The sequence below is a fragment of the Micromonospora sp. WMMD882 genome, assembly GCF_027497255.1.
In the GTDB taxonomy this organism is placed as follows: domain Bacteria; phylum Actinomycetota; class Actinomycetes; order Mycobacteriales; family Micromonosporaceae; genus Micromonospora.
Map to the genome: position 1 here is coordinate 5,188,153 of NZ_CP114903.1, position 13,296 is coordinate 5,201,448.

Genomic DNA, 13,296 nt, shown 5'->3' on the forward strand with positions numbered 1-13,296 from the left:
GGACCGGCCCCGGCGGTGCGTCGGCCGGGGCGGCGCGGTTGACTGTGCTCATGGAGCTGTCGACCGTCGAGCTGCCCCGGCTTCCGCACCTGCTGGCCGCGCCCGCGCCCGGCTGGGTGGAGACCACCGACGTGATCGTGGTGGGGTCCGGGGTCGCCGGGCTGACCGCCGCGCTGCACCTGCGGGAGGCGGGGCTGCACGTCACCGTGGTCACCAAGGTCAACATCGACGAGGGCTCGACCCGCTGGGCGCAGGGCGGCATCGCCGCCGTGCTCGACCCGGCGGACACCCCGGCCGCCCACGCGTACGACACCGAGGTCGCCGGGGTGGGGCTCTGCGACCCGACGGCGGTGCGGGTGCTGGTGGAGGAGGGCCCGGCCCGGCTGCGGGAGCTGATGCGGATCGGGGCGGAGTTCGACAGGCGCCCGGACGGCTCGCTGATGCTGACCCGGGAGGGCGGGCACCGGGCGGACCGGATCGTGCACGCCGGCGGCGACGCCACCGGCGCCGAGGTGCAGCGCGCCCTGCACGCCGCGGTCCGCCGTGACCCGTGGATCCGGCTGGTCGAGCACGCCCTGGTGCTGGACCTGCTGCGGGCCGCCGGCGACGGCCCGGACGGGCTGGGCCCGGCCTGCGGCATCACCCTGCACGTGCTCGGCGAGGGCAGCGAGGACGGCGTCGGGGCGCTGCTGGCCCGCGCGGTGGTGCTGGCCACCGGCGGGATGGGGCAGGTCTTCTCGGCGACCACCAACCCGGCCGTGTCGACCGGGGACGGCGTGGCGCTGGCGCTGCGGGCCGGCGCGGCCGTCACCGACGTGGAGTTCGTCCAGTTCCATCCGACCGCGCTGATCGTGCCGGAGCCCACCCGGGTGCCCGGGGCCGGGCACGCCCAGCAGCCGCTGGTCTCCGAGGCGCTGCGGGGTGAGGGCGCGCACCTGGTCGACGCGGACGGCAAGCGGTTCATGGTCGGGCAGCACGAGCTGGCCGAGCTGGCTCCCCGGGACGTGGTCGCCAAGGGCATCCACCGGGTGCTGCTGGCCACCGGCGCGGACCACGTCCACCTGGACGCCCGGCACCTGGGCGGCGAGCGGCTGGCCCGTCGGTTCCCGACCATCGTGGCGTCCTGCCTGGCCATCGGGGTGGACCCGGCGACCGACCTGATCCCGGTGGCCCCGGCCGCCCACTACGCGTCCGGCGGCGTCCGCACCGACCTGCGCGGTCGGACCACCATCCCCGGCCTGTACGCGTGCGGCGAGGTCGCCTGCACGGGCGTGCACGGCGCGAACCGGCTGGCCAGCAACTCTCTGCTGGAGGGGCTGGTGTTCTCCCGCCGGATCGCCGAGGACATCGCCCGGGGGCTGCCGGAGCAGGTCCAGCCCGCGCCGACCGGGGCGTGGGTCGGCGGTGGCGGCTGGGTGGTGTCGCCGGAGGCGACGCCGGCGTTGCAGCGGGCGATGACCCGGGGCGCCGGGGTGCTCCGGTCGGCCGCCACCCTGGCCGGGACGGCCGCGGCGCTGACCGGGGTCGGCGCTGGCCGGGCCGAGCCGGGGACGCCGAGCTGGGAGGCGACGAACCTGGTCACCGTGGCGTCGGCGCTGGTCGCCGCCGCGTACGCCCGCCGGGAGACCCGTGGCTGCCACTGGCGGGAGGACTTCCCGACCGCCGACGGATCCTGGCGTGGCCACCTGGTCGGCTCGATCGGGTCGGCCGGCGGGCTGACGCACCGGTGGGAGGAGTCGCCGGATCCGGCGGACGCGCCCGTCCGGGGCGCCCGACAGGGGGAGGGAACAGCGTGAGGGAACAGACACGGCAGGCGCTGCGGGAGGCCGACCTGGACCCGGCCGAGGTGCGACGGGTCGTCGGGACCGCCCTGCTGGAGGACCTCGGGCCGACGTACCGGGACGTCACCAGCCTGGCCACCATCCCGGCCGGGCAGACCGACACGGCCGACCTGGTGGCCCGGGCGGACGGCGTGGTCGCCGGCCTGGCCGTGGCCGCGGCGGTCTTCGAGATGGTCGACGCGGTGAGCGACACGGCGGGCGACGGCCGGCGGGACGCGTCGGGCGGCACGGGGGGCCACGCGGGGACCGGCGGCGGCCGTACGGTCGAGGTGTCGCTGGTCGCGGTCGACGGCGCGCGGGTGGCCCGCGGCGACGTGCTGGCCACGGTGACCGGCCCGACCCGCGCCCTGCTGACCGCCGAGCGGACGGCGCTGAACCTGCTCTGCCGGATGTCCGGCGTGGCCACCCACACCCGGGCCTGGGCGGACGCGCTCGCCGGCACGAAGGCGATGGTGCTGGACACCCGGAAGACCACCCCGGGTCTGCGCGCCCTGGAGAAGTACGCGGTCCGGGCCGGCGGCGGCACCAACAAGCGGATGGGTCTGTACGACGTCGCGATGATCAAGGACAACCACAAGTACGCGGCCGGCGGGATCGCCGCCGCCTACCACCGGGTCCGGGCGGCGTTCCCGCAGGTGCCGGTGCAGGTGGAGGTGGACACCCTGGCCGAGGCGGTGGAGGCGGTGGAGGCCGGCGCGGACTTCCTCCTGCTGGACAACATGACCCCGGCAACGCTGGCCGAGGTGGTGGCCGCGGTCGGGGACCGGGCCGAGCTGGAGGCGACCGGCGGGCTGACCCTGGAGGTGGCGCCCGCGTACGCGGCCACCGGCGTCGACTACCTCTCGGTGGGCGCGCTGACCCACTCCTCGCCGATCCTGGACATCGCCCTCGACCTGCGTTCCCGGTAGCGCCGCTCCGGCCGGCGGCCCGGTCGGCGTGTCGTCGGCCGGAGCGTCGACGCGCTCGCCGCCCGCGTCCGCTCCGGCGGCGTTGTCTAGGCTGCGTTCGTGCTGCTCTGCATCGACATCGGAAACACCAACACCGTGCTGGCGACCTTCGACGGCGACAAGCTGGCGCACTCCTGGCGGGTGAAGACCGACGCCCGGTCCACCGCCGACGAGCTGGGCCTGATGTTCCGGGGGCTGCTGGCCGGCGACGCCGTGGAGATCACCGGGGTGGCCGCCTGTTCCACCGTGCCGGCCGCGCTGCGCTCGCTGCGGACGATGCTGGCCCGCTACTACGGCGACCTGCCCAGCGTGGTCGTGGAGCCCGGGGTGCGCACGGGGGTGCAGCTCGCCATCGACAACCCGAAGGAGGTCGGCGCGGACCGGGTGGTGAACACCCTGGCCGCGCACACCCTCTACGGCGGCCCGTCGATCGTGGTCGACTTCGGCACCACCACCAACTTCGACGTGATCAGCGCCCGGGGCGAGTTCCTCGGCGGGGCGTTCGCGCCGGGCATCGAGATCTCCTTCGACGCGCTCGCCGCGCGCGCCGCCCAGCTCCGCAAGGTGGAGGCGGCCCGGCCCCGGTCGGTGATCGGCAAGAACACCGTGGAGTGCCTGCAGTCCGGGCTCTACTTCGGGTTCGCCGGTCAGGTGGACCGGATCGTCGAGCGGATGACGGAGGAGATCGGCGAGGTGAAGGCGGTCATCGCCACCGGCGGACTGGCCGCCCTGGTGATCAAGGAGTGCCGCACCATCACCCACCACGAGCCCATGATCACCCTGATCGGTCTGCGTCTGGTCTACGAGCGCAACCTCTGAGGGCGCGGGACGGGCCGCCCCGCCGCAGGCCGCGCGGGAAGGGTACGGCCGGGTAATCGGCTGCTGGGGGCCGCAGGGCCTTGAGTACGCTCTGCCGTGAACCCACCCGATTTCTCCGCTGAGGAAGCATGCCGTGAGCGAGCAGAACCCCGTGCCGATCGACCCCGCCGACGACCTTCCCGAGCAGATGAAGGTCCGCCGGGAGAAGCGCGACCGGCTGCTCGCCGACGGCGTCGAGCCGTACCCGGTGGGCTACCCGCGGACCACCACCCTGGCCGCCGTCCGCGCCACCTACGCCGAGCTGCCCACCGACACCGCCAGCGGCGACACCGTGTCGGTCACCGGCCGGGTGATCTTCGTACGGAACACCGGCAAGCTCTGCTTCGCCACCCTGCGGGACGGTGACGGCACCGAGTTGCAGGCGATGCTCTCGCTGGACCGGGTCGGCGCGGAGCGGCTGGAGGACTGGAAGCGCCTGGTCGACCTGGGCGACCACGTCGGCGTCACCGGCGAGGTGATCACCAGCCGGCGGGGCGAGTTGTCGGTGCTGGCCGAGACGTGGGCGGTCACCGCCAAGGCGCTGCGCCCGCTGCCGGTGGCGCACAAGCCGCTCAGCGAGGAGGCCCGGGTCCGCCAGCGGTACGTCGACCTGATCGTCCGGCCGCAGGCGCGCCAGATGGTACGCACCCGGGCCGCCACGGTGCGTAGTCTCCGGGACGGTCTGCACGAGCAGGGCTTCATCGAGGTGGAGACGCCGATGCTGCAGCTCCTGCACGGTGGCGCCACGGCCCGGCCATTCGTGACGCACAGCAATGCATTGAGCACGGATCTCTATCTGCGAATCGCCCCGGAACTGTTTCTCAAGCGGGCCGTGGTCGGGGGCGTCGACCGGGTCTTCGAGATCAACCGCAACTTCCGTAATGAGGGCATCGACTCTTCGCACTCGCCCGAGTTCGCCATGCTGGAGGCGTACGAGGCGTACGGCGACTACGACACGATGGCCGAGCTGACCCGGAATCTGGTGCAGCGGGCGGCGATCGCCGTCGCCGGGTCGACCACGGTGACGCACGCCGACGGCCGGGAGTTCGACCTGGGCGGCCAGTGGCGCTCGGTCACCCTCTTCGGGGTCCTTTCCGAAGCGCTCGGCGAGGAGGTCACCGTCCGCACCGACCGGGCCCGGCTGGTCGAGTACGCGGACAAGGTCGGTGTCTCCGTCGACCCGAAGTGGGGGCCCGGCAAGCTCGCCGAGGAGCTCTTCGAGGAGCTGGTGGTGCCGGGGCTGACCGAGCCGACCTTCGTGCGCGACTACCCGGAGGAGACCAGCCCGCTGACCCGGGCCCATCGCGACGAGCCGGGCCTGGCCGAGAAGTGGGACCTCTACGTCCTCGGCTTCGAGCTGGCCACCGCGTACTCCGAGCTGGTCGACCCGGTGGTGCAGCGGGAGCGGCTGGTGGCCCAGGCGTCGCTCGCCGCCCGCGGCGACGACGAGGCGATGCGGCTGGACGAGGACTTCCTCCGGGCCATGGAGTACGGAATGCCGCCGGCCGGGGGCATGGGAATGGGAATCGACCGGCTGTTGATGGCCCTGACCGGCCTGGGAATTCGGGAAACGATCCTGTTCCCCTTGGTCCGGCCGGAGTAGTTCCCCCGGCGCCGCCCGGAGTAGCGAGCCTACCCGTTCCGGGGAATCCACGGCCCTCGAATCGCTCGTCCTATTGACGAGCGCAGCATCGCGCCCGCTATTGTGCTCTTGTTAGCAGGCGAACCTGCTCGAAAGGAATGGCACGTGGCCAAGCAGATCATTCACAAGCTGGTCGATGACCTGGACGGCGGAGACGCCGACGAGACCGTCAAGTTCGCGCTCGACGGCGTTCAGTACGAGATCGACCTCTCCAACAAGAACGCCGAGAAATTGCGGGACCTATTCGCCCCGTACGTGGCGGCCGGCTCGAAGGTCGGTCGAGGCGGCGTGGTGGTCGGTGGTCGGGCCGCGCGCGGCCGGGGCGGCGCCACCGCGGACCGGGCCCAGAACAAGGCGATCCGGGACTGGGCGAAGGGTCAGGGTCGGGAGATCTCCGACCGGGGGCGTATCCCGCAGGAGATCGTCGACGAGTTCCACGCGAAGGCCGGTCACTGACGCCGACCGTCGCGACGAGTCACCCGACGTCGGCCCGGGGCGCCCGCTCCGGGCCGACGTCGTTCCACCTCACCCGCCGGCCGGCTGCGGCTCCACCGCCGGCGGCTTCGGCCCGTCCCCGGGCGGCTTCGGCCCGTTCCCGGGCGGTCGCGGTCCGCCCGCCGGCAACTTCACCTCGCCCGCCGGGCGGCCCCGGCCCGCCCGCCGGTGGCGCTGCCCGCCCGCCGGTGGCGCTGCCCACCCGGGGAATGAGGTCGCCGGGGCGGGCGTTGTCCACAGCCGGTGAAGGAGTTGTCCACAGCCGGTGAAGGAGTTGTCCACAGCCTGTGGAGGGCTGTCCGGGGCGCTGTCGGCCCGTCCACCGACCAACGGAATTTCGCTCTGCGCGTACACGCCGGGGCCCCGGAACACCTCCTGAGCGTGGACGGTTGGGTAAAACGACGCGAACCGGGCCCCGCCCGGAGACACACGACCTCAGCGGAGTCGGTCCGCGGCGATAGAGTAATGAGGCAAGGACGCCCACCCCGGTCGTCCGCGCACCGGCCCCGCCAAGATCTTGGCTATCAAGGCGCACGGCACGTGAGGAGCACGAGGGCATGTTCGAGCGGTTCACCGACCGAGCGCGACGGGTTGTCGTCCTGGCCCAAGAAGAGGCCCGGATGCTCAACCACAACTACATCGGTACGGAACACATCCTGCTGGGCCTCATCCACGAGGGTGAGGGCGTCGCGGCGAAGGCCCTGGAGAGCCTCGGCATCTCCCTGGAGGGCGTCCGTCAGCAGGTCGAGGAGATCATCGGCCAGGGTCAGCAGGCGCCGAGCGGGCACATCCCGTTCACGCCGCGGGCCAAGAAGGTGCTGGAGCTGTCGCTGCGCGAAGCGCTCCAGCTCGGCCACAACTACATCGGCACCGAGCACATCCTGCTCGGCCTCATCCGCGAGGGCGAGGGCGTCGCCGCCCAGGTGCTGGTCAAGCTCGGCGCCGACCTCAACCGGGTCCGCCAGCAGGTGATCCAGCTCCTCTCCGGCTACCAGGGCAAGGAGCCGGCCGCCGCGGGCACCGCCACCGGTGAGGCCGCGCCGTCGACCAGCCTGGTGCTGGACCAGTTCGGCCGGAATCTCACCCAGGCCGCCCGCGAGGGCAAGCTCGACCCGGTGATCGGGCGCGAGAAGGAAATCGAGCGGGTCATGCAGGTGCTCTCCCGCCGGACGAAGAACAACCCGGTCCTGATCGGTGAGCCCGGTGTGGGCAAGACCGCCGTGGTGGAGGGCCTGTCCCAGAAGATCATCAAGGGCGAGGTGCCCGAGACGCTGAAGGACAAGCAGCTCTACACCCTCGACCTGGGCGCGCTGGTCGCCGGCTCCCGCTACCGGGGTGACTTCGAGGAGCGCCTGAAGAAGGTCCTCAAGGAGATCCGCACCCGCGGCGACATCATCCTCTTCATCGACGAGATCCACACCCTGGTGGGCGCGGGCGCCGCCGAGGGCGCGATCGACGCCGCCAGCATCCTCAAGCCGATGCTGGCCCGGGGTGAGCTGCAGACCATCGGCGCCACCACCCTCGACGAGTACCGCAAGCACCTGGAGAAGGACGCCGCGCTGGAGCGTCGGTTCCAGCCGATCCAGGTGGGTGAGCCCTCGCTGGCCCACACCATCGAGATCCTCAAGGGCCTGCGGGACCGCTACGAGGCGCACCACCGGGTGAGCATCACCGACGCCGCGCTGGTCGCCGCCGCCACGCTCGCCGACCGGTACATCTCCGACCGCTTCCTGCCGGACAAGGCGATCGACCTGATCGACGAGGCCGGGGCCCGGATGCGGATCCGTCGGATGACCGCGCCGCCGGACCTGCGCGACTTCGACGAGCGGATCGCCCAGGTCCGCCGGGACAAGGAGTCCGCGATCGACGCGCAGGACTTCGAGCGCGCCGCGCAGCTCCGCGACAAGGAGAAGCAGCTCCTCGGCCAGAAGGCCCAGCGGGAGAAGGAGTGGAAGGCCGGCGACCTGGACGTCGTCAGCGAGGTCGACGACGAGCAGATCGCCGAGGTCCTCGGCAACTGGACGGGCATCCCGGTCTACAAGCTGACCGAGGAGGAGACCTCGCGCCTGCTGCGCATGGAGGACGAGCTGCACAAGCGCGTCATCGGCCAGGAGGACGCGGTCAAGGCGGTCTCTAAGGCGATCCGGCGGACCCGGGCCGGCCTGAAGGACCCGAAGCGCCCGTCCGGCTCGTTCATCTTCGCCGGCCCGTCCGGTGTCGGTAAGACCGAGTTGTCCAAGGCGCTCGCCGAGTTCCTCTTCGGCAGCGAGGACGCGCTGATCCAGCTCGACATGTCCGAGTTCCACGACCGGTACACCGTCTCCCGGCTCGTCGGCGCTCCTCCCGGCTACGTCGGCTACGACGAGGGCGGGCAGCTCACCGAAAAGGTGCGGCGTCGGCCGTTCTCGGTGGTCCTCTTCGACGAGATCGAGAAGGCCCACCCGGACGTGTTCAACACGCTGCTCCAGATCCTGGAGGACGGCCGGCTCACCGACGGCCAGGGTCGGATCGTCGACTTCAAGAACACCGTCATCATCCTGACCACCAACCTCGGCACCCGGGACGTGGCCAAGGCGGTGTCGCTGGGCTTCCAGGCGTCGGAGGACTCCGAGTCCAACTACGACCGGATGAAGCAGAAGGTCAACGACGAGCTGAAGCAGCACTTCCGGCCCGAGTTCCTCAACCGGATCGACGACACCATCGTCTTCCACCAGCTCCGCCAGAACGAGATCCTCCAGATCGTGGACATCATGATCGCCCGGATCGAGACCCAGCTCCGCAACAAGGACATGGGTCTGGAGCTCACCGACAACGCCAAGAAGTACCTGGCGAAGAAGGGCTTCGACCCGGTGCTCGGGGCGCGTCCGCTGCGTCGCACGATCCAGCGCGACATCGAGGACAACCTCTCCGAGCGGATCCTGTTCAACGAGCTGACCCCTGGTCAGATCGTGGTGGTGGACTGCGAGGGCGACCCGGAGGACATCGACAAGTCCAAGCTCGTGTTCCGGGGCGCGGACCGGCCGGTGGACGTGCCGGACGCCGTGCCGGCCGACCTGGGCGGCACCGCCGCCACGGGCGCCGACGAGGCGGCGTAACCCCTCGACGGTCGACGACAACGGGTGGGGCCCGACGGCTGACAGCCGCCGGGCCCCACCCGTCTGCGCTCACTCGACTCACGGACGCGCGCCCCGCTGACCGGCGGCGCGACGTTCACCTGGATGTGGGGGCATCCTCCCCGCCCGACACCCCCACATCCAGGAAACGGTGGCACCCGCTTCGGCGGGGCGGGGCGGGGCGGGGCGGGGTAGGCGGGGCGGGCGGCTCAGGGGAGTGGGGTGGCCTGGGGTGGGGCGTCGCCGCGCAGGCGGTAGGCGGCCTCGCCGACCGGCTCCACCAGACCGTCGGTGACCAGGGCGGCCAGCGCCCGGGAACGCTGCACGTCGTCCGCCCACACCTGGTCCAACCGGAGCCGGGTCACCGGGCCGGTCGCCTCCCGCAGCACCGCCAGCAGCAGTCCACGTACCTGACGGTCGGTGCCCGCGTACCGCTGGGGGCGGCGGGTCGGCCCGGTCGGGGCGGACCGTCCGGAGGCCCGCCAGGCGCACACCGACTCCACCGGGCAGTCCGCGCAGCGCGGTGACCGGGCAGTGCACACCACCGCGCTCAGCTCCATGAACGCCGCGCTGGCCAGCGCCGCGGCGGCCGGCTCGACGGGCAGCAGCTCCTCGGTGGCGACCAGGTCGGCCGGTCGGGTGGTGGGGCCGGCGTCAGGCTCACCGGCCACCGCGCGGGCCACCACCCGTCGGACGTTCGTGTCGACCACCGGATGCCGCTGCCCGTACGCGAAGGCCGCCACCGCCCGCGCCGTGTACGTGCCGACGCCAGGCAGGGCGAGCAACTGGTCGAGCCGTTCGGGCACCTCTCCGCCGTGGCGTTCGACGAGCGCCACGGCGCACTCGTGCAGCCGTACCGCCCGGCGGGGGTAGCCGAGCCGCCCCCACATCCGGATCGCGTCCGCGGGGCTCTCGGCGGCCAGCGCGGCCGGCACCGGCCAGCGGGCCAGCCAGGCCTCCCAGGCCGGCAGCACCCGGACCACCGGGGTCTGCTGGAGCATGACCTCGCTGACCAGGATCGCCCACGGGCTGGTCCCCGGCTTGCGCCACGGCAGGTCCCGGGCGTTCTCCTCGTACCACCGGCTGATCCGGCCGGCGAAACTGTGCTCTGTCATCGCGCCGCTGATGATGCCATGTCCGCAATGTCCCGCAGCGTGGGCGGTCCGGGTGGCCCGGCGCGGAGCCGAACCGCAGGTCGGGGAGAATGCCGGCATGAACGAGCTGGCGATCACCGTCATCGGCCGGGACCGTCCGGGCATCGTGGCCGATGTCGCGGAGGTGCTCTCCGGGCTCGGGGCGAACCTGACCGACTCCACCATGACGCGGCTGCGTGGGCACTTCGCGATGACGCTGGTCTGTGTCGGCCCGGCCGCCGCCGAGGTCGAGGCCGCGCTCGCGGCGTTGTCCGCCGACGGCCAGCTCCTGGCGACGGTACGCGAGGTCGTCGCGGACGGGGCCACGACCACCGGCGGCGAGCCGTACGTGGTGGCGGTGCACGGCGGGGACCGGCTCGGCATCGTCGCGTCGATGACCCGGGTGCTGGCCGACGCCGGTGGCAACGTCACCGACCTGACGACCCGGCTGACCGGGGACCTCTACGTCGTGGTGGCCGAGGTCGACCTGCCGCCGGGCGCCGCCGAGATGGTCCGGGAACGACTGACCCGTACCGCCGCCGACCTGGGTGTCGGGGTCACTCTCCGGCCGGCCGACCCGGACCTGCTGTGACCGCCCAGGACGTCGGCCTGGCCGGCTGGACACCGGAGGCGCTGCCCGTACCCGGCGCGGTGCGGCCGGTGGTGGCCGCCCCGCACGGCGTGCTCGGCCGGGCCGGCGACGAGGTCGACCCGACCGCCGAGGAGGTGGTCCGGCTCGCCGCCGACCTGGTGGCCACGATGCGGGTGTCGCCCGGCTGCGTCGGGCTGGCGGCGCCGCAGGTCGGTGTGGGCGCCCAGGTCTTCGCGGTGGACGTGACCGGCCATCCCAAGGCGGTGACGGCGCACGGCCCGTTCGTGCTCTGCAACGCGCGGGTGGTGGAGGCCAGCCGGTGGAAGGTCGGCCGGGAGGGCTGCATGTCGGTGCCCGATCTCACCGGTGACGTCAAGCGGGCCAGCCGGCTGGTGGTGGAGGGGCTGCTGCCCGGTTCCGGTCGTCGGGTCCGGCTGACCACCGACGCGTTCGAGGCCCGCGCCCTCCAGCACGAGATCGACCACTGTGCCGGGTTGCTCTTCCTGGACCGGGTGGCCGGCGCGCACGCCGTCTACCAACGCAAGGTGTATCTCTGACGGCCGGAAAGGTTGGCGCAGTGAGCCGTTCTCGCTCCGGCGCGTCGTGCCCGGTGGGCGCCCGTAACGCCGCTACCGTGGGGGCATCATGCGTCTGACGGTTGGCCCTCTGCCGCCCGCCGTGTACTGGCGGCGTCGTGCCGTCGTACTTGGAGCGGGGATCCTCTTCCTCATCGTCGTGCTGTACTCGTGCACCGGGTCGCGCGACGACACCGCGGCTCCGGAGCAGCCGGGGCCGAGCCGGTCGGCGGGTGACCCCTCGCCGAGTGGTTCGGTGCTGACTCCGCAGTCAGGCGCTCCGCCGTCGCCCGTCGTGCCGGACGGAGGCGGTCCGGGGGGCGCCGGTGAGCCGTCCGCGACCGGCGCCGCGCCGCCGGCCGCCGGTGGTCCGGGTGGCGCCGGTCCGGGTGGTGGTGGCCCGGGGTCGGGTGGCACTGCCGCGCCGGGCAGCGACGACGGTGGCTGCGCCGACGCCGAGATCTCGGTGACGCCGGTGGCGTTGCCCGCATCGGTCTCCCCGGGCGCTCCGGTCGACCTGCTTCTCAAGATCAAGAACATTTCGGACCGGACGTGCAGCCGGGACGTCGGCGCGGACCTCCAGGAGCTCTTCGTCAAGGTCGGCGCGGAGAAGATCTGGTCCTCGGACACCTGCGGTACGGCGAAGGGGTCGGACGTGCAGTCCTTCACCCCCGGCTTCGAGCGCTCCTACACGGTGACCTGGAACGGCAGGGACGCCAGCAAGTGCGCCAGCGGGGAGGCCAGCGGCCCGGCGGTCGCGCCCGGCGCGTACCAGGTCTTCGGCCGGCTCGGCACCAAGCTCAGCGCCCCGACGAAGCTGACCATCACCGGCTGAACCGCGCCCACGGCAGCGCCGACCGGGTCGAGGGGGCGGACGCCGGGGGCGAGGGCAGGTCTAGACGTACCGCTCCAGGATCGACGCCTCGGCGAGCCGGGACAGGCCCTCCCGGACGCCGCGGGCGCGGGCGTCGCCGACGCCGTCGACGGCCTGGAGGTCCTCCACGGTCGCGCCGAGCAGCCGCTGGAGGCTGCCGAAGTGCAGCACCAGCCGGTCGACGATGGCCACCGGCAGCCGGGGCACCTTGGCCAGCAGCCGGAAGCCGCGCGGGCTGACCGCCGAGTCCAGCGCGTCGGACGCGCCCGGGTAACCGATGGCCTTGGCCACCGCCACCAGGTCGATCAGCTCGGTGGCGCCGAGGAGATCCAGCTCGACCAGGGCTTCGTCCAGGGTGCGGGACTTGCGCCCGGCGGGGAGGTAGTCCCGGATGACCAACGTGCGGTCGGCGTCCACACCGGCCATCAGCTCGTCCAACTGGAGAGCGAGCAGCCGGCCGTCGGTGCCCAGCTCGACCACGTAACCGGCGATCTCGTCGGCGATCCGACGGACCATCTCCAGCCGCTGCACCACCGCCACCGCGTCACGTACGGTGACCAGATCCTCGATCTCCAGCGCGGAGAGGGTGCCGGAGACCTCGTCCAGCCGGAGCTTGTAGCGCTCCAGCGTGGCGAGAGCCTGGTTGGCCCGGGACAGGATCGCGGCCGAATCGTCAAGCACGTGGCGCTGGCCGTTGACGTAGAGGCTGATGATCCGCATGGACTGACTGACCGAGATGACCGGGTAGCCGGTCTGCCGGGCCACCCGCTCGGCGGTGCGGTGCCGGGTGCCGGACTCCTCCGTCGGGATGGTCGGGTCGGGCATCAGGTGCACCGCCGCCCGGACGATCCGGGTGCCGTCGCTGGACAGCACCACCGCACCGTCCATCTTGCAGAGCTCGCGGACCCGGGTGGCGGAGAACTCCACGTCGAGCGGGAAGCCGCCGGTGCACAGGGTCTCGACGACCTTGTCGTACCCCAGCACGATCAACGCTCCGGTGCGGCCCCGCAGGATGCGCTCCAGGCCGTCGCGCAGCGCGGTGCCGGGCGCCATCAGGGCGAGATTGGCCCGGAGCGGGTCACCGGCCCCGCCGGTGGTGACGCCGCCGGTCACGCTGACGCTGATCGGTCGGGCCGGCGAGCCCAGCGCGCCACCGCGGGCGTGCGGGGTCGCGCCGGCTGGCTTGGTGGCATCGCGGTCGGTCGGCACGCGGACAGTCTACGGAC

At 72.8% G+C, this 13,296-nt stretch carries 11 protein-coding genes; 9 read left to right on the forward strand and 2 right to left on the reverse strand.

Translation table 11 applies throughout. The features are described from left to right. Window positions 1-50 precede the first annotated feature (50 nt). The 6 genes from O7606_RS22180 to O7606_RS22205 all read left to right on the forward strand — a co-directional run bounded on the left by O7606_RS22180 (window position 51) and on the right by O7606_RS22205 (window position 8,878). Window positions 51-1,796, forward strand: coding sequence for an L-aspartate oxidase (locus O7606_RS22180; RefSeq protein ID WP_281595952.1), 1,746 nt, complete (start codon window positions 51-53; stop codon window positions 1,794-1,796). After that, window positions 1,793-2,749 carry a carboxylating nicotinate-nucleotide diphosphorylase gene (nadC, locus tag O7606_RS22185; RefSeq protein ID WP_281595953.1) on the forward strand — a complete coding sequence of 319 codons (957 nt, stop codon included), beginning with the start codon at window positions 1,793-1,795 and terminating at the stop codon, window positions 2,747-2,749. Before O7606_RS22180 ends, nadC begins: the two co-directional genes overlap by 4 nt. Window positions 2,750-2,848: 99 nt before the next feature. Beyond that, the gene (locus O7606_RS22190) at window positions 2,849-3,607 is read left to right on the forward strand and encodes a type III pantothenate kinase (protein ID WP_281595954.1); all 759 of its coding nucleotides are present in this window, start codon (window positions 2,849-2,851) and stop codon (window positions 3,605-3,607) included. A 133-nt stretch (window positions 3,608-3,740) separates the two neighbouring features. Continuing rightward, window positions 3,741-5,249 (forward strand): lysine--tRNA ligase, encoded by a 1,509-nt coding sequence (gene lysS / locus O7606_RS22195; protein ID WP_281595955.1) that lies wholly within the window; start codon window positions 3,741-3,743, stop codon window positions 5,247-5,249. Between the two features lie 144 nt (window positions 5,250-5,393). Continuing rightward, window positions 5,394-5,744, forward strand: coding sequence for an Lsr2 family protein (locus tag O7606_RS22200; protein ID WP_275032425.1), 351 nt, complete (start codon window positions 5,394-5,396; stop codon window positions 5,742-5,744). A gap of 596 nt (window positions 5,745-6,340) precedes the next feature. After that, complete coding sequence (locus tag O7606_RS22205; RefSeq protein ID WP_281595956.1) at window positions 6,341-8,878, forward strand: ATP-dependent Clp protease ATP-binding subunit; 2,538 nt, start codon at window positions 6,341-6,343, stop codon at window positions 8,876-8,878. Window positions 8,879-9,105: 227 nt separating this feature from the next. Here the strand turns inward: O7606_RS22205 and O7606_RS22210 are convergent, their stop codons facing one another. Next, window positions 9,106-10,011 (reverse strand): A/G-specific adenine glycosylase, encoded by a 906-nt coding sequence (locus tag O7606_RS22210; RefSeq protein WP_281595957.1) that lies wholly within the window; start codon window positions 10,009-10,011, stop codon window positions 9,106-9,108. A gap of 97 nt (window positions 10,012-10,108) precedes the next feature. Between O7606_RS22210 and O7606_RS22215 the strand changes: the two genes are divergently transcribed. The 3 genes from O7606_RS22215 to O7606_RS22225 all read left to right on the forward strand — a co-directional run bounded on the left by O7606_RS22215 (window position 10,109) and on the right by O7606_RS22225 (window position 12,031). Continuing rightward, window positions 10,109-10,621, forward strand: a complete 513-nt coding sequence (locus tag O7606_RS22215; protein ID WP_281595958.1) for an ACT domain-containing protein — start codon at window positions 10,109-10,111, stop codon at window positions 10,619-10,621. Next, window positions 10,618-11,178, forward strand: coding sequence for a peptide deformylase (locus O7606_RS22220; protein WP_281595959.1), 561 nt, complete (start codon window positions 10,618-10,620; stop codon window positions 11,176-11,178). Before O7606_RS22215 ends, O7606_RS22220 begins: the two co-directional genes overlap by 4 nt. Window positions 11,179-11,266: 88 nt before the next feature. Next, a complete protein-coding gene (locus O7606_RS22225; RefSeq protein WP_281595960.1) occupies window positions 11,267-12,031 on the forward strand; it encodes a hypothetical protein in 765 nt (254 codons plus the stop codon). A 60-nt stretch (window positions 12,032-12,091) separates the two neighbouring features. Here O7606_RS22225 and disA read toward each other — a convergent pair whose 3' ends face one another. Beyond that, complete coding sequence (disA, locus tag O7606_RS22230; RefSeq protein ID WP_281595961.1) at window positions 12,092-13,279, reverse strand: DNA integrity scanning diadenylate cyclase DisA; 1,188 nt, start codon at window positions 13,277-13,279, stop codon at window positions 12,092-12,094. Window positions 13,280-13,296 lie beyond the last annotated feature (17 nt).

Coding starts and splice junctions, on each gene's coding strand:
- O7606_RS22180 (WP_281595952.1), top strand. CDS start 51: ATGGAGCTGTCGACCGTCGAGCTGCCCCGGCTTCCGCACCTGCTGGCC.
- O7606_RS22205 (WP_281595956.1), top strand. CDS start 6,341: ATGTTCGAGCGGTTCACCGACCGAGCGCGACGGGTTGTCGTCCTGGCC.
- O7606_RS22210 (WP_281595957.1), bottom strand. CDS start 10,011: ATGACAGAGCACAGTTTCGCCGGCCGGATCAGCCGGTGGTACGAGGAG.
- O7606_RS22215 (WP_281595958.1), top strand. CDS start 10,109: ATGAACGAGCTGGCGATCACCGTCATCGGCCGGGACCGTCCGGGCATC.
- O7606_RS22225 (WP_281595960.1), top strand. CDS start 11,267: ATGCGTCTGACGGTTGGCCCTCTGCCGCCCGCCGTGTACTGGCGGCGT.